19 protein-coding genes and 1 pseudogene are annotated in these 15,018 nt (G+C 73.7%); 12 read left to right on the plus strand and 8 right to left on the minus strand.

Annotation, left to right across the window (positions count from 1 at the left end):
• Positions 1–367 precede the first annotated feature (367 nt).
• Positions 368–1,786: a GmrSD restriction endonuclease domain-containing protein gene (locus tag V9U69_RS14010; protein ID WP_337062445.1), complete on the plus strand. Its 1,419-nt coding sequence runs from the start codon at positions 368–370 to the stop codon at positions 1,784–1,786.
• Between the two features lie 319 nt (positions 1,787–2,105).
• Here the strand turns inward: V9U69_RS14010 and V9U69_RS14015 are convergent, their stop codons facing one another.
• From V9U69_RS14015 to V9U69_RS14050, 8 genes are all read right to left on the minus strand, one after another.
• Entirely contained in the window at positions 2,106–2,969 is an 864-nt protein-coding gene (locus V9U69_RS14015; RefSeq protein WP_337062446.1) for a phage major capsid protein, read from the minus strand.
• Positions 2,970–3,109: 140 nt separating this feature from the next.
• On the minus strand, positions 3,110–3,676 hold the full coding sequence (locus V9U69_RS14020; protein WP_337062447.1) for a hypothetical protein: 567 nt from the start codon (positions 3,674–3,676) through the stop codon (positions 3,110–3,112).
• Positions 3,673–3,912, minus strand: a complete 240-nt coding sequence (locus tag V9U69_RS14025; protein WP_337062448.1) for a hypothetical protein — start codon at positions 3,910–3,912, stop codon at positions 3,673–3,675. Before V9U69_RS14025 ends, V9U69_RS14020 begins: the two co-directional genes overlap by 4 nt.
• Positions 3,909–4,424, minus strand: coding sequence for a hypothetical protein (locus tag V9U69_RS14030; RefSeq protein ID WP_337062449.1), 516 nt, complete (start codon positions 4,422–4,424; stop codon positions 3,909–3,911). Before V9U69_RS14030 ends, V9U69_RS14025 begins: the two co-directional genes overlap by 4 nt.
• A complete protein-coding gene (locus V9U69_RS14035) occupies positions 4,421–5,149 on the minus strand; it encodes a hypothetical protein (RefSeq protein WP_337062450.1) in 729 nt (242 codons plus the stop codon). Before V9U69_RS14035 ends, V9U69_RS14030 begins: the two co-directional genes overlap by 4 nt.
• A gap of 319 nt (positions 5,150–5,468) precedes the next feature.
• Positions 5,469–5,828, minus strand: coding sequence for a hypothetical protein (locus V9U69_RS14040; RefSeq protein ID WP_337062451.1), 360 nt, complete (start codon positions 5,826–5,828; stop codon positions 5,469–5,471).
• A complete protein-coding gene (locus V9U69_RS14045) occupies positions 5,825–6,340 on the minus strand; it encodes a hypothetical protein (protein WP_337062452.1) in 516 nt (171 codons plus the stop codon). Before V9U69_RS14045 ends, V9U69_RS14040 begins: the two co-directional genes overlap by 4 nt.
• A gap of 240 nt (positions 6,341–6,580) precedes the next feature.
• Entirely contained in the window at positions 6,581–8,059 is a 1,479-nt protein-coding gene (locus V9U69_RS14050; protein ID WP_337062454.1) for a recombinase family protein, read from the minus strand.
• A gap of 23 nt (positions 8,060–8,082) precedes the next feature.
• On the opposite strand from V9U69_RS14050, the pseudogene V9U69_RS14055 reads away from it, so the two are divergent.
• From V9U69_RS14055 to V9U69_RS14105, 11 genes and pseudogenes are all read left to right on the plus strand, one after another.
• Positions 8,083–8,724 (plus strand): annotated as a pseudogene (locus tag V9U69_RS14055) (CpaF family protein); the annotation flags it as partial.
• A 1-nt stretch (position 8,725) separates the two neighbouring features.
• Positions 8,726–9,589 carry a type II secretion system F family protein gene (locus V9U69_RS14060; protein WP_337062456.1) on the plus strand — a complete coding sequence of 288 codons (864 nt, stop codon included), beginning with the start codon at positions 8,726–8,728 and terminating at the stop codon, positions 9,587–9,589.
• Entirely contained in the window at positions 9,586–10,476 is an 891-nt protein-coding gene (locus V9U69_RS14065; RefSeq protein ID WP_337062457.1) for a type II secretion system F family protein, read from the plus strand. The genes V9U69_RS14060 and V9U69_RS14065 overlap by 4 nt, the downstream gene beginning before the upstream one ends.
• Before the next feature lie 168 nt (positions 10,477–10,644).
• A complete protein-coding gene (locus V9U69_RS14070) occupies positions 10,645–10,836 on the plus strand; it encodes a hypothetical protein (RefSeq protein ID WP_442907775.1) in 192 nt (63 codons plus the stop codon).
• Positions 10,833–11,264: a pilus assembly protein gene (locus tag V9U69_RS14075; RefSeq protein ID WP_337062460.1), complete on the plus strand. Its 432-nt coding sequence runs from the start codon at positions 10,833–10,835 to the stop codon at positions 11,262–11,264. Before V9U69_RS14070 ends, V9U69_RS14075 begins: the two co-directional genes overlap by 4 nt.
• 23 nt (positions 11,265–11,287) lie before the next feature.
• A complete protein-coding gene (locus V9U69_RS14080; RefSeq protein ID WP_337062461.1) occupies positions 11,288–11,713 on the plus strand; it encodes a pilus assembly protein in 426 nt (141 codons plus the stop codon).
• A gap of 32 nt (positions 11,714–11,745) precedes the next feature.
• Positions 11,746–12,207: a hypothetical protein gene (locus V9U69_RS14085; protein WP_337062463.1), complete on the plus strand. Its 462-nt coding sequence runs from the start codon at positions 11,746–11,748 to the stop codon at positions 12,205–12,207.
• 73 nt (positions 12,208–12,280) lie between these two features.
• Positions 12,281–12,916: a hypothetical protein gene (locus V9U69_RS14090; protein WP_337062464.1), complete on the plus strand. Its 636-nt coding sequence runs from the start codon at positions 12,281–12,283 to the stop codon at positions 12,914–12,916.
• Positions 12,913–13,245: a winged helix-turn-helix domain-containing protein gene (locus V9U69_RS14095; RefSeq protein ID WP_337062466.1), complete on the plus strand. Its 333-nt coding sequence runs from the start codon at positions 12,913–12,915 to the stop codon at positions 13,243–13,245. The genes V9U69_RS14090 and V9U69_RS14095 overlap by 4 nt, the downstream gene beginning before the upstream one ends.
• Positions 13,246–13,283: 38 nt before the next feature.
• Positions 13,284–14,201, plus strand: coding sequence for an ABC transporter ATP-binding protein (locus V9U69_RS14100; protein WP_337062467.1), 918 nt, complete (start codon positions 13,284–13,286; stop codon positions 14,199–14,201).
• Positions 14,198–15,010 carry an ABC transporter permease gene (locus V9U69_RS14105; RefSeq protein WP_337062469.1) on the plus strand — a complete coding sequence of 271 codons (813 nt, stop codon included), beginning with the start codon at positions 14,198–14,200 and terminating at the stop codon, positions 15,008–15,010. The genes V9U69_RS14100 and V9U69_RS14105 overlap by 4 nt, the downstream gene beginning before the upstream one ends.
• The last annotated feature ends 8 nt before the right edge of the window (positions 15,011–15,018 follow it).

The following is a 15,018-nucleotide window of genomic DNA, read 5'->3' on the forward strand; positions in this document are numbered from 1 at the left end:
CAAGGCGGAGCCGGGTGAAGGAGGGACGGCCCGTGCTGGCCCAATGAGTGCCCACCGAGCCCCCTCGCTGGAGGCTCCGAGCTGCGGCCCGCATGTTCTCAGAGGCCAGCCCCGGTCCGCTCCACCACGTCCGCGTCGTCGGGCATACCTAGGAGGTCGGACTTCTGCCAGTCGGCCCGGACTTCTGCCAATCAACCAGGCAGTGGAGAACCAAGTCGTAATGGTCGACGACGGGGGCAAGAGGGTCGAGGAGGTCCGCAACCGGGACCCAAGGCGGTTGCCGCGTTAGTGGAGCATGGGGATGACCATGCTGCCGGCGTCGACCACCGACCTCTCAGATGTCGTGCCCTTCCGCTAGCGTCAGATCATGGCCGAACAGCTAGACACCCCGCTTGAGAGTGATGACCCGAGCGAGAAGGAAGAGGACCTCGGAACTATCGAGCCGCTGGTCCTCTCGGACGATCTTCCGGCAGTGACCCCGGTCACGGAGACAGTGCAGTCCCTACTGACATCAGTCGCCGAAGGGTACGTTGTCACTAATCCACCCTACCAGCGGCGGCCCTTTTGGGACCGGAAGAAAAAAGCGGCCCTGATCGAATCGGTCTACTTGGGTTTGCCGTTGCCGCTGGTTTACCTGGCTGATGCGACCAAGGAAATTGATGGAGAATCGGTCAAGATTCGAGAAGTGGTGGACGGTCAGCAGCGACTGACGTCGCTTCGAGACTTCTACGAGGGCAAGTTGACGATCCCCGAAGACTCCATCATCGAGGATCTTCGAGGTAAGAAGTTCATCGAGTTGCGTCCTTCACTGAAGCAGGTATTCAAGGAGTTCAAGCTTTCGACCGCAACCATTCCCCTGCATGCAAAGGCCGACAAGTTCGAGCTTTTCCGGCGACTGAACCAGCAAAGCACGGTTCTATCTGACCAGGAACTTCGAAACGCTGCGCACCACGGCGAGTATCTCACGCACATTAAAACAGCTGCGGAGTCATTTAAGGATCAACTCCGAGTTTCGGACGGCGATTTCCGTCGCATGAAGGACGTTGAGTACCTCACGCGACTTCTTGCCTTCGAGCGCAAGGGATACATCGCGTTCCCAAATAAAAAGTTGAACAAGTTCCTCAATGAGGAAATGATTTTCGGGAAGAACGAGAAGGACACTGAAAGAACACGTCGACTAAACCGCGTCAAAAAGGGCATTGATCGCAGCATCAAGGTTTTCGGAGACCTTCGTTTTCGCCCGTACCGTATCCCGGAGGTGGGCTACCACGGGGAATGGGCGCGCACCGTCAACCGCGCACTTATGGAAGCTCAAGTGTACGCGCTACTGGATCACGCACAGTACGGATTCGCGGACGCGGGATCGTTCGATACCGCGCTCAATGACCGTCGGGATCATCTTCTTGACGCGGTTCGTCGCCTTCACTCGTACAACGAGCGGTTCAACGATGCCATCCAACGAGGGACGACCGGCACGCCAAACGTCACGTACCGCTTCGAGCGTTATATTGCGGCGGTGGCTTGGGCGTTAGATACGGTCGAGGAGGGGCGCAAGCGCAGGTTCTTCTCCCCTCAGCAGAAGCAGAACTTGTGGGATGCATTGGAGACCGACAGTCCCGTGTGTGTTCAATGCGGAAACCCGTTGACTTTTGCGGATTGCGAGGTTGACCACATTAAGCCGTGGAGTCAGGGTGGTGAGACTGTCGAAGACAACGGTCAGCTTCTCCACATTGCATGCAATCGATCAAAGGGCGCTCAATGGGATCCTGCGGAGGAGGTGCAGTAAGGGGACATGCCCCTAAGGTCTCAACCTGGGAGGCCCGCGGCGACCTATGCGAAACGCCCTCGGCGAGGCCGGGGGAGGGGAGGCCCCCCAGAGGGCCAGGGCCCCGTCTGGCGGGCGATCCGACCCGGAGCCTAGCCCTGGGGGACGGGCGCGGGTTCCAAGCCGTCTCCGGGGCGTACAGGGTCGGTTCCGGCGTAACGCTTCTGGGCCTGGAGGCCGTCCCGCGACCCTCGACGACCTCGCGTCGAGGGTCGCGGTCCGTGGTGGGCCAGCCGGCGGCCCGCCGAAGGGTCCAGGCCGCCGGCCGGCCGTCAGAGGATCAGGGGGCGACCGGAGTCCCCACCGCGATGCGGACCACGCGCTCCGGGTCCAGCACGTCCCACGCGGCGCGAAGCGTCGCGCGCACGGCGACAGAGTCGGAGGAGAAGTAGGCGTCCCGGCTCTGTTCGATGCTCACGTCCTGGCGCAGCGCCACGGCCACGGCCGCGCGGTCCCACACGCCGATGATGTCCTCGGGGACCTGAGCGTCCACGAACACGGGCACGCCGAAGACGGTCCGCTCCTGCCGGCCGTCGGAGGGCGAACCCAGCAGCGGCACGGCGGAGCCGTCGCCGGCCTTCAGCTTCGCCAGGACACCCCAGGTGGAGGGGTGGCAGACGATGACGTTGGGCGTACCCCCGGCGGCCTCGACCAGCGTGAGGGCGTCCTGAAGGGTGTCCAGGGACCCGGTGTCGACCCCCAGAGTCCCCCCGTCCGTGGAGTTGGCGGAGGTCAGCACGCCGGCGGGGGGGATGCCGGTCCCGGGGGCGTCCAGGAACGCGGAGTCCAGGCGGGCCCGGATGCTCCGGGCGATGCTCTCGCCCACCAGGTTGACGGCCCCCGGCTCGGAGTCGGAGGCCAGTTCGTTGGACAGGACGGTTAGGGCGGCCAGCTTCGCCGGCCGCAGGGCGACCTCCGCGACGAACGGCTGGCCCTCGGGGAGTTCGGCCCCCTCCTCGACGAAGTCCGCGGGAACGTCGTCGGTCAGGAGCGGGACGCGAACCTCGTCCCGGCGGGTGGCGATGACGGTCGCCGTCCGCAGCGCCAGGGAGTCGCGCTGGAGGGGACCGATCACCAGGCCGGCCTGGTCGGGCGGAGTGATCGGAACGCCGACGGTGGGGGTCGTGGTCAGGGCAGTAGGCACGGGAGGGCTCCAGGTGGGAGGGAGGAGTGGTCGTCTCCTGCCGGGCCCTCTGGGCCGCCGGCCGGTGCTCCCCTGGAGCTAGTCGCCGTCCCGGGGCGTGTCACGGACACGGTCCCCGGAACGGCTTCCAGCGTAAGGGATCAGGCCCGCCGGCGTCCCCTGTCCAACCACCCGGCGAAGGACTCCGCGACGTCCACGCCGGCCGTGTGGGCCTGGTGCAGGTCCGGGCGCGGGTTCCGGGCCAACCCCAACTCCCCGGCGGCCTTCGTCACGGCCTGGCGGACCTTCCCGGGGTCGACGTCGCCGGAGTCGTCGAGGAGGTCGCGGACCTCAACTCCGGCCGCCCAGAGGGCCGCCGGCCGGCGGAGGCCCGTGTGGGACTCCGCGATCCGGCGCTGGGCCTGCTCCAGCCGGCCTGCCAGGTCGTCGCACTGGGCCTCCACGTCCCGGACACGGCCCTCCGCGGCCCGAAGCTGCCGACGGTACTTCGCCGCCTCCCGGACGGCCTTCGGGGCCTGGACGTCCTCCTGGCCCCCCTCACCGGCCGGGGACTCCTCGACCTCCTGGCCGGCCACCTCCTCGGGGGAGGGGGGTGTCGAGGGGGAGGGGGCCTCCTGGGCCGGACGGTCCTCCAGGTCGTCGACCTGGTTGGCGGGACCGGTGCCGGCCAGCAGTCGGGACAGGGCCCCGGACGGGTTCACGCTCACCGGGTCACCTCCTGATCGTCGTCGACCTCGAGGTCCTCCACGGGCCAGCCCAGGACCTCCGGCGTCCACGCGATCAGCGCGTGGACCGGCGTGCCGGCCTCCACGACCGGGAAGCCGTCGACGTCCTCGCGGACCTGGTGGTCCCGGTACTCCACGGGCCCGCCCCGGTAGCGGGCGCGGGCCTCCTGGAGCGTCAGACGGAGCGGGCCGCGCCGCTCCGGGGTCGTCGTCGTCATGCGGACCTCCTGGTCGTCGTCATCGTCGTGCTGGTCGTCGTGCTGGTCGGCTTGTCGTCGTCGCTCCAGAACGCCCGCTCCTCCTCCTCGGAGAAGGGCTCCTCCTCCGCCACCAGGGCCCCCAGGGACCGGCCCAGGTACTCCCCGAAGGCCGGCCCCTGGCCGGCCGGGACGTAGGCGGAGACCTCTAGGCCCTCCCCGACGTGCTGCCGGGTCGTCTCCAGGCCCCAGGCGTGGACCGCGCAGGTACCGGCGCACCCGTGGCCGGCGGCCAGGCGCGCGACCTCTCGCTGGAGGACCAGGGCCAGGCGGGCCAGGAGGCCGGCCGCGCGCACGGACACGGCCAAGACCTCCGTCGCCGTCCACTCCGGGACGTGCTCCGCCCAGGAGTCGACCTCCAGGACGGAGGAAATCCGGACAAAGTCGTGGCCGGCCAGGACGGGGTCCTCCGTGAAGACGCGCACCTCGAAGGCCCACGGGTCGAAGCCGGCCCCGCCGGCCGGCGACGTCACGACACCCCCCGAAGGCCCGGCGGCCGGGTGTCCAGCCGCGGCGGACCGGTGGAGATCGTCGTCACCTGGTGACCGAACTCCTCCCGGGTGATGTGTGGCTGGCCGGGTCCGGAGCGAAGCGGAGGAGCCGTAAGACGGGGGCCGTCGTCGCGGCCGGCGACCTGGGCCGGCCACCTACCCAGGTTGCGGCCGGCGACGTCGTCGACGACCTGGTCCCGGCCGTTCCCCACCGCTCCAGCTCCCCTTCCCCTCCCCGCCCCGTCCCTCCCTAGGGGTCGGGACGGGTCGGGTCGGGTCGGGGCGTCGTGACTCACGCCGTTGTCGCGCGTCCTGTCACGCGCGACAGACGCGCTCCGGCAGAACTCCGGCCGGCACGTCGAGTGGTCCCCGGCCCGGTGCCGGCGGGACCGGTCCTGTCGGGCCTTCGACTCCGCCCGGGCCTTCTCCACGTCCGCGGCCGTCGGCTGGTGGTCGTGGAAGTCGACCAGGTGGACCCCGTCGTCGTCGACGTCGACCAGGCCGGCCCGCTCCAGGGCCTCCAGGTCGCCCTCCAGGTCGTCGAAGTCCGCGCCGACCACCCGCAGGGCCCCGGGGGCCACCAGGCCGTCCGTCAGCAGCCGGCAGGACCAGACCGTCAGCTCGTAGTGCAGGCACCGAGCCGACGGGCCCAGTCCCAGGGCCCGCAGCCGGTCCGGCTGGGAGTCGTCGATCTTCGCCCAGGTCACGACGGCCTCCCCGCGCCGGCCCGGGCCGCGGCCTGGGCCAGGACCTCGTCCACGGCCGGGTCCGGGGCCGGGCAGTCGTCGAGGTGGCCCACCTCCATCCGAAGGGGCTGGGTCCCGACCCGCCACCTCCGGCGCTGGTTGGCCGACAGGGCTGGCACGACGGCCCCGCACGGGCAGCAGCCGGCCACGGCCAGGACCAGGCGGGCCTCTAGGCCGTCGCGGACCCGGTGGTCCAGGTCGCCGGGGACCGCGGGGTGGAGGGGGACCAGACGTTCTCCGCTCCAGCCGCCGACCCGGACGGTCGTCCAGCCGGCCCCGCTCACGACGACCTCCGCCGGGCCCGCCGGTAGAACTGGGCTTGGCTCTCGACGTCGGCGAGGACCTCGTCCCGCTCCGCGGCCGTCATCGGCTCCAGCCGGCAGAGCACGATCTCCGCGGCGTGACCCTTCTCCTCCGCCCGTTCGGCGTACTTCTGAGCCGCTGCGAGAGTGAGGAAAGCGCGTCGCCACACGGTGCGCGGGTAGCGGACCAGGAGCACGAAGACGGGCGTTCGGCCGGTCGCCCAGGACGGCTCCTGTGAGACACTGAGGTCCTTCGGCGAGTAGGTCTTGGCGAGGACCTGAGCGGTGGCCGGTTCCCCTTCGGGGGGGCCGGCCTTCGTCTTACGGGCCGGACTCACGTCGTGACCCGGTAGTCCGGCCGCACGGTCGAGCCGGCGGCCCGGGGGCGGACTTCGTCGAGGAGGTCGCGGGCCCGCGGAAAGCTCACGGCCGGCCCCTGGGGGACGTCGAGGTAGCTCCACCTCTTCCGGGCGGCCTGCCGGGAGACGTCCACGGCGTCGCCGATCAGGGCCCAGGAGGCCCCGGCCCGGCGGGCCTCTGTGACCAGGACCTCCGGCACCTTCGCCGACAGGGACATGGCCAGACGCAGGGCCGCGGTGTGCCGAAGCTGCCGGACCTGGAGGTCCTCCAGGATTTCGGCGTGGGCGTCGTGGTCGGAGTCGCGGTCCGGCAGGCCCAGGAGCCGGTCAACGGTCTCGCCCAGGAGGTCGACGTAGGCCCACTGGAGTCGGGAGACCTCGCGCTGGACGACCGTGTCGTCCTCGCCGTGGTGGCCGATCATCCAGGGGTAGTCCTCCGCGGGGTCCTCGCCGGGGGGCGTGTCGCGGTCGGGGTCGGTCGTAGTTCCCATACGGGAAGCGTGGACCAACAAACCTGTTACGCCACAACGCGATTCAGCGGATATATCCCAGTTCTGGAGTAAGACAAGGGATGTAGACAGATCCTGGAGTATTAGGTCGGTATTTGTGAGCCGAATCACATCGCCCAGCCGGCGCCCTGGGCCCTTCAAGTCGGCCGGCCACATGCAGGTCCCGCCGTCGCCGGGCTCGGGCCTCGACCAGGGTGGCCTCTACCACGCCTCGGAAGGGCGTCAATCCTCCGGGTCGTCGACGACCCACGTCCCCGCCGTGTAGTCCTCGACTGGAAGAGCGCCAGCCGGGAACGCCGGACGGCTGAACCACTGGAGACGGTCGTCGACCCGCGCCCAGCGCCCACCCTTGGTCGCGGGCCGGACGGTGATGCGGGAGTAGTTGGCGGCCAGGAGGGTGCGGCGTCCAACGACCCCCTCGTCGGTCCAGACCTCGGCGTAGGTGCGGCCCGTCGGGCGTAGCTCGACGCGACGCCCCATCGGCGTCGCCTCCAACTCCGCGCGCCGCTCCTGGAGCCCCTGGAGGCGCTCGAACTTGTGCAGGTCGGCCGCCCGTGCCAGGTCGGCGGCGGCGACCTCGATGGCGCGGATGACCTCGGCGAGGTCGGTGCGCTGAGGCGCCACCTCGACGCGCTCGTAGACCTCCTGGTCGCCGAACTCGGCGAGAAACTGCTCGCTGACGTGTTCCTCGACGGCGTCGGCGCGCACACTCACGGGGGCGGTACAGGCCATCCCGCCGCGCTGTCTCGTCCCACAGGCGTAGGCGGGGCGCTGCCGGCTGGTGTTGACGTGGAGGTTGGCGCCGCAGGACGCGCAGACGAGGAGTCCGGACAGCAGTCGCGCGGCCTTGGGGCGCCGCTTGCGCTCGGCCGGAGGCTTGTCGACGCCGAGGGCGACGCGCACCCGCTCCCAGGTCTCGACGTCGAGGAGGGGCTCCCAGACGGTCGCCGGGAGGCCTTCCTCGTCGCGGACCACGTCGCCGCGGTAGATGACGCGCCCGACCATGCGCGGGGATGTGATGGTCCTGGAGAACGCGGTGACGTACCAGTCCGTCCCGGTGGGGGAGGGGACCCCGGCGGCGTTGAGGCTCTTGACGATGGAGTAGGCCGAAGCGCCGGCCACGATGCGCCGGGCGGCATCGCGCCAGAGGGCAGCCTTCTCCTCGTCCACAACGAGGCGGTAGCCGGGGCGATCGGTGTTCTTCTCCGCGCGGTAGCCGGGCGGAACCGTGCCGCCGCGCCAGCGGTTCTCCTGGGTCAGCTTGGCGAGACTCGCGGCGGTGCGCGCGGAGGTGTTCTCGCGCTCCTGGCGGGCGATCTCCGCGATGACCACGGCGGTCAGACGCCACCCGGCCATCGCGGAAGAGATGCCGTCGCGGCAGGTCACGAACAGCGCCGGGCGCCCGACGCGCCCGCGCTCGTCGAGGACCTCGACCAGGTCGGCGACAGCGCCCAGCCCCGTCCGGCTCCACCGGTCGAAGGCGGCGACGACGAGCACGTCGGCGTGGTCATCGCGGAGCATCCGCAGCGCCTCGGCGGCGTTGGCGCGGGCCTTGGCGCCGGAGACGTTGGGGTCGGCCAGTTCGGCGACGATGCTCCAGCCCTCGCGCTCGCACCGGGCGCGGGTCTCCTCGCGCTGGCGGGTGATGGAGGTGGAGGCCTCGGTGTGGTTGCTCAGGCGGAGGTAGGTGACGGCTCGCACGGCATCAGCATGACAGGGGATAAGTCTCTGTCGGGACCCAGGCCGGCAAGACGACGCTCCTGAACTGCCTCCTGGCGGCCGTGCCCGCGCAGCAGCGGATCGTCACCTGCGAGGAGGTGTTCGAGCTCGACGTCGCGGCCCGCGACGTGGTGGCGATGCAGTGCCGGCAGCCGAACCTGGAGGGTCGCGGCGAGATCCCGTTGCGGCGCCTGGTGAAGGAGGCGCTGCGGATGCGCCCGGACCGCCTCGTCGTGGGGGAGGTCCGCCAGGAGGAGAGCCTGGACCTGCTGATCGCCTTGAACTCCGGTCTGCCGGGGGCTGCCACGATCCACGCGAACTCCGCGGCGGGTGCCGTGGCGAAGATGTGCACCCTGCCGCTGCTGGCGGGGCAGAACGTCACGAGCGGTTTCGTGGTGCCCGCGGTCGCCGCCTGCCTGGACCTGGTGGTGCACGCCTCCCTGGGGGCCGACGGCACGCGTCGCGTGGACGAGGTGCTCGCGGTGACCGGTCGCGTGGAGGGCGGTGTGGTGGAGACCGCACCGCTGTTCCGGCGCGGTGCGGAACCCGGTGCGCCGCTGGTTCGGGACGCCGGGTGGCCCCCGCACCGCGAGCGGTTCGCGCGCGCCGGTTTCGACCTGGCCGCGCTGCTGTCCGGGGGTTCCTGACGTGGGCGGTGCGGGTGCCCCGCTGGTGGGGGCGTTGCTGGGGGCGGGGGTCTTCTGCGCGTGGTGGTCGTGCTGGGAGCGGCCGGCGCGGCCGGTGCGGGTGCGGCGCCGTCGTCTGCGGCGCGCGCTGCAGGAGGCGGGGTTCGCGGACGTGCCGCCGGCGGTGCTGCTGGTGGTGTGCGCCCTGCTGGGTTCGGCGGGACTGCTGCTGGTGCCGGCCGTGACGGGCGTGGTGGTCGCGGCCGTGCCCGCCGCGGTGGCGGGGGCCGTGGCGCCGCTGGTGCTGCTGCGCTCGCGCGCCCGTGCCCGCCGGGCGGGCCGGGCGCAGGAGTGGCCCGACGCGGTGGACGCGCTCGCCTCGGCGGTGCGGGCCGGAGCCGCGCTGCCCGACGCGGTGTGCGCGCTGGCGTCGCGCGGGCCGCAGCCGCTGCGGCCGGCGTTCGCGGGTTTCGCCGCCGGTTACCGCACCAGCGGGGCGTTCGAGGTGGAGCTCGACCACCTGCGGGACGAGCTGGCGGACCCGGTGTTCGACCGGTTGGCGGCGGTCCTTCGCATGACGCGGCAGGTCGGCGGCAGCGACCTGGGCGGCACGTTGCGGACGCTGTCGGCGTACCTGCGCGAGGACCAGCGCGCCCGCGGGGAACTGCTGGCGCGGCAGGGGTGGACGGTGGCGGCGGCCCGGCTGGCGGCAGCGGCGCCGTGGCTGGTCCTGGCCCTGCTGGCCACCAGGCCGGGGGCGCTGGAGGCCTACGACACCGCGGCGGGTGCCGCGGTGCTGGCCGGTGGGGCGGCGGTCACGCTGCTGTCGTACCTGCTGATGGTGCGGCTGGGGCGCCTGCCGGAACCGCGGCGGGTGGCCGCGTGAGCCCGGCTGCGACGGGCGCGCTGCTGGGACTGCTGGGGGGCGCGGGGTGCGTGCTGGTGCTGCTGGGCGTGCCGTTGTGCCGCACCCCCTCGCTGGAGTCCCGGATCGCCCCGTACCTGGTGCGCCGGGCCGTCCCCGGCTGGCGGGCGAGCACCGGTCGCCGGTTGCGGGCGGCCGCTGAGGCGTGCGGTGCCGTGCTGGGTTCGCCCGCGGTGGTGCGGGCTCGGCTGGACGTGCTCGACCCCGACCGGGACGTGGCGCAGCACCGCGCCGAGCAGGTGGTGTGGGCGCTGGGCGGTGCCGGTGCCGCGGCGGTGCTGTGCGCGGTGGCGCTGCTGCGCGGTGCGCTGACACCGGTGGGTGCGCTGGCGTTCGTCGTCGCCGGGACCGTCGGCGGGGCCCTGGCGCGCGACGCGGCCCTGGCGCGGGCGGTGCGCCGCCGCCGTGCGCTGGTGGAGGAGGACCTGCCGGCCGTGGCGGAACTGCTGGCGCTGTCGGTGGGGGCCGGTGAGGGGGTCGCGGCCGCGTTGCAGCGCGTCGCCGCCGGTGGTGGCGAGCTGGCGGTGGACCTGAGGCGCGCGCTGGCCCGGGTCGGTACGGGCACGCCGCTGGTGGAGGCGCTGACGGCGACGGCGGACCGGCTGGGGGTGGCGGCGCTGGGCCGGTTCGTGGACGGCCTGGTGGTGGCCGTGGAGACGGGCAGCCCCCTGGCGGCGGTGCTGCGCGCGCAGGCCGCCGACGCCCGCGAGGCCGAGCGGCGCCGGTTGCTGGAGGAGGGCGGGCGGCGCGAGGTGCGCATGCTCGTGCCCGTCGTGTTCGGTGTGCTGCCGGTGACCGTGCTGTTCGCGGTGTTCCCCGGCCTGGCGCAGCTGAGCCTGGGGTCGTGAGGGTCGCCGGCGAGAACGCCGGTGGAACCCGCTGGAGACCCCGTTGGAAGCCCCGTTGGAAGCCCGTGGCCGAACCCTCGGCCGCAGGGCTCGTTCGAGATCCCGAGGAGAACCGTGTCCGTGAACCCCACCCGCCGTGGCGGGACCGCCCCTTCGCTGCTGGACGGGCTGCTGCGCGCCCTCTCCCGGGTCGCCCGGCGGGTGGGTCGGCACCGCGGGGACGACCGCGGCGACGTGCCCGGGTGGGTGCTGGTGACCGTCATGACGGCGGGTCTGGTGGTGGGGCTGTGGGCCGTGGCCGGTCCCCGGTTGCAGCAGCTGTTCACGCAGTCGATGGACGCCGTGCTCGGGCAGCTGTGAACCGCACGTCCGCTGGTTGCCCGCCGCCGGGTCCGCCGGTCCCCGCGCGCGGTGACGACGGCTCCGCGGTCGCGGAGTTCGCCGCGACCGCGGGGGTGCTGGCGCTGCTGTTCGCGGCGGTCCTGCAGCTGGCCGTGGTGCAGCACGTGCGGGCCACGGCGGTGGACTGCGCCGGCGCCGGAGCCCGCTACGCGGCGCTGGCGGGCAGTTCCCCGCAGCTGGGTGCGCAGCGCACCCGGGACCTGCTGGCCGCCTCCCTGTCGCCCCGGTACGCGGCGGACGTCACCGCGGGCGTCGTCACCGCCGGCGCGGGCGGTGCGCCGGTGGTGGAGGTGCGGGTGCGAGCCCCGCTGCCGGTGCTGGGTCTGCTGGGCGCCGGCCGGGTGCTCGACGTGCGCGGGCACGCGGCCGTGGAGGGCGCGGCGTGACGGGTGCCGTGAGGGTCGGGCCCGTGGAGGGTGAGGAGGGCAGCGCCGCGGTGGAGTTCCTGGCCGTGGGGGTGCTGCTGCTGGTGCCGCTGGTCTACCTGGTGCTGACCCTGGGGCGGGTGCAGGCGGCGACGTTCGCGGCGGAGGCCGGGGCCCGGGAGGCGTCGCGGGTGCTGGCGACCACGAGCGGGGACGCGCGGGCGGCGGCGCGCGCCGAGGCCGCGGTGGCGCTCGCGCTGGCCGACCAGGGTTTCGCCGCGCAGCCGGGGGCCCTGGTGCTGGAGTGCGCGGCGCGGCCGTGCCGCACCCCGGAGGCGGCGGTGGCGGCGACGGTGCGGGTTCGGGTGGTCCTGCCGCTGGTGCCGGCGTTCGTGCGCTCGGCGGTGCCGGCCGAGGTGCCGGTGCGGGTGCGGCGCACGGCCGTCGCGGACCGGTTCGCCGCGTCGTGACCGGGCACGGGTCCGGGTCCGCGCGCGGACCCGTGGGCGGGTCCCGGGACGAGGGGCGCATCGCGCTGCTGTCGCTGGGGTTCGCGCTGGTGGCCGTCGTCCTGGTGCTCGTGGTGGTCTCCGCCTCGGCGGTGCACCTGCAGCGGGTGCGGCTGCTCGCGCTGGCGGACGCGGCGGCCGCGGACGCCGCCGACGCGCTGGACGAGGCGGCGTACTTCACCTCCGGCCTGCCGCCGGAGGCGGTGCCGCTGACGGACGCGTCGGTGCGCGCCAGCGCGCAGCGGTACGTGGACGTCGCGGGGTCGGACCTGCCGGGGGTGCGGGTGGCGGCGGGCACGGGCAGCCCGGACGGGCGCACGGCGGTGGTGGTGCTCGGCGCGACGGTGGTGCCGCCGTTCGCGGGGCTGGTGCCCGAGCGGTTCGCCGGTGGGGTGCAGCTGCGGGCGTCCAGCCGGGCGGTGGCGCGGCTGGACGGGGGGAGCGCTGCGCGGTGACCCTTGCGCACCGCGGCGGTGCACGGCAGAGTGCTTTGCAACGCAAAGTGCTCTGCAGTGCCAGGAGGCCGGTGTGGACGACGTGCACGAGGGCGAGCGGTTCGACGCCGCCGCCCGGCTCGCGCTCATCGAGGACCAGCAGCGCCTCGTGCGCCGCGCCGTCGGGGTCGACGCCCGCCTGCTGTACGGCGTGTGGGGCCTGACCTGGCTCGCGGGTTTCGGTCTCGCCGCCGCCACCGGTGGGCGGGAGCCGCTGCTCAGCGTGCCCGACGCCCTGCCGGGCGCCGTCCTGGCCGTGCTGCTGACGGGTGCGGGCCTGACCACCCTCCTGCACAGCGTGCGCGTGGGCCGGGGCCTGTCCGGACCGGGCGCGAGGACCGCGGTGCTCTACGGCTGGTCGTGGGTGCTGGGCTTCCTCGCCCTGACCGCGGTGAACACCGCGGTCGTGACCACCGCGACCGGGCCCGCGGTCGCGGACCTGCTGTGGCCGGCGAGCTCGGGGCTGTTCGTGGGTGTCATGTACCTGTTCGGCGGCACCCTGTGGCGCGAACCGGCCCAGTTCGGCCTGGGGGCGTGGCTGCTGCTGACCACCGCCGGCGGGGCCCTGCTCGGCCCGCCGGCCCTGCTGTGGGTCATGTCCCTGGGCGGGGGCGGCGCCTTCCTCGCCGTCGCGGCCCGGTACGCGCTGCGGCGCGGGCGGGCGGCGTGAGCCGGCGCACCCCCGCCGGGCCGTCGGCACCGGCGGACGCCGGGCCCGGGCTCGACCCCGTCATCCACGCCGCCGCCCGCCTGAGGGTCGTCGCCTCCCTGGCCTCCCTGCCCGGCGAGGACCGCATCGCCTTCCCGCGGTTGCAGGAGCTGCTGGGCATGACCGCCGGCAATCTCTCCACCCACCTGCGCAAGCTCGAGGACGCCGGTTACGTGGAGGTGACCAAGTCCCACCAGGGACGCACCCCCGCCACCCACCTGCGCCTGACGCCCGCCGGCCGCGCCGCCTTCGAGACCTACCGCGCGACCCTGCGCACCCTGCTCGGCTGACCCGTCCCCTGCGACCCCGCACCGTGAAGGAGCCCCCCGTGAGCGCACCGCCCGTGGTCGAGGTCGACCGCGTCACCCGCACCTTCGGCGACGTCGTCGCCCTGGACGACGTCAGCCTCACCGTGCGGCCCGGTGAGGCCGTGGGCGTGCTGGGCCCCAACGGCGCCGGCAAGTCCACGCTGCTGTCGCTGCTGGCGGGGCTGCGCAAGCCCACCAGCGGCACGGTGCGCCTCGCCGGTGGGGACCCGCGCGAGGCGGCCGTGCGCGCCCGCCTGGGCGTCACCCCGCAGGCGACGGGGCTGCCGCAGACGCTGAAGGTGGCCGAGGTCGTCGACTTCGTCGCCGGCCACCACCGCGACCCCCTGCCGACGGGGGAGGTGCTGGAGCGCTTCGAGCTGACCGGGCTGCGCTCGCGCCAGTGCGGTGGGCTCTCGGGCGGTCAGCAGCGTCGCCTGGCCGTCGCGCTCGCCTTCGTCGGCCGCCCCGACGTCGTGCTCCTGGACGAGCCGACGACCGGTCTGGACGTGCCGGCGCGGCACGCGCTGTGGGCGGCGGTGCGCGGGTTCGTCGAGCGGGGCGGCACGCTGCTGCTGACCAGCCACTACCTCGAGGAGGTGGAGGCGCTCGCGCACCGGGTGGTCGTGGTCGGCCGCGGCCGGGTCCTGGCCGAGGGCACCGTGGCGGAGGTGCGCGGGCGCACCGCGCTGCGCCGGGTGCGGTTCGGCGCCCCGCCGGGCGCCGTGCCCGCGCAGCTGACCGCCGGCGCGCGGGTCGTCGCCGACGGCACCCGCGAGGGGCGGTGGGAGCTGCTGGTGCCGGACGCGGACGCCTTCGTGCGCGACCTCGTGGGGGCGCGGGTGCCGTTCTCGGAGCTGGAGGTGGCCGCGGCCTCGCTGGAGGAGGCCTTCCTCGCCCTGACCGGTGAGCGGGCCGCGGGCGGGGAGGTGGCCGCGTGAGCACCCCCGTCCCCACGTCCACCCGCACCGGCGCCGGGCGGCTCGCGCGCCGCCGGCCCGCGGGGGCGCTGCGCCTGACGTGGCTGCACACCCGCTACCAGGTGCTGGAGGCGCTGCGGGTGCCCGTCATGGTCGTCAGCACGGCCGTCTTCCCCGCCCTGATCCTCGCGGTGTTCGTGGTGCCGCAGTCGGGCGGGATGGGCCCGGCCGCGGACACCGCCGCCGTCGCGCAGCTGGCGGTGTTCTCCGCGATGAGCGTGTCGCTGTTCACGCACGGCGCCGGCATCGCCGAGGACCGCGCCCTGCCGTGGGACACGCACCTGCGCACCCTGCCGGTCGGGGCGCTGCCCCGCTTCGCCGCCCGGGTCCTGATGGGCGCCGCCTTCACGGTGCTGGGGCTGGTGCCGCTGCTGGTGCTGGCGGTGCTGCTCACCGACGCCACCACCACCCCGGCGCGGTTCGCCGCAGGCCTGGGCGCCCTGCTCGTGGCGGGCCTGCCGCTGCTCGCCCTCGGCCTGGCCCTCGGCTACTCGGTGCCGGCCAAGGCGGCGCTGGCGCTGGCGCAGGTGCTGCTGCTGCCGCTGGCGTTCGCCGGCGGGCTGTTCCTGCCGCCGCAGGCGATGCCGGGATGGCTGACGGCGATCTCCACCTGGACGCCCACCCGCGCCGGGCGCGATCTCGTCATCGGCGCGGCCACCGGCACGGACGTGCCGTCCACGGCGCTTCCGGTCCTGGTGGGCTGGACGGTGGTGCTGGGGGCGGTGGCCGTGTGGGCGATCCGCCGCGACCAGGGGCGCCGCTTCCGCTGACCCGCTCC

It is taken from the genome of Kineococcus sp. G2, from assembly GCF_037154035.1.
In the GTDB taxonomy this organism is placed as follows: Bacteria; Actinomycetota; Actinomycetes; order Actinomycetales; family Kineococcaceae; genus Kineococcus.

Excerpts from the sequence above, each read along its gene's own strand:
- V9U69_RS14010 (WP_337062445.1), top strand. The coding sequence starts at position 368 with ATGGCCGAACAGCTAGACACCCCGCTTGAGAGTGATGACCCGAGCGAG.
- V9U69_RS14025 (WP_337062448.1), bottom strand. The coding sequence starts at position 3,912 with ATGACGACGACGACCCCGGAGCGGCGCGGCCCGCTCCGTCTGACGCTC.
- V9U69_RS14045 (WP_337062452.1), bottom strand. The coding sequence starts at position 6,340 with ATGGGAACTACGACCGACCCCGACCGCGACACGCCCCCCGGCGAGGAC.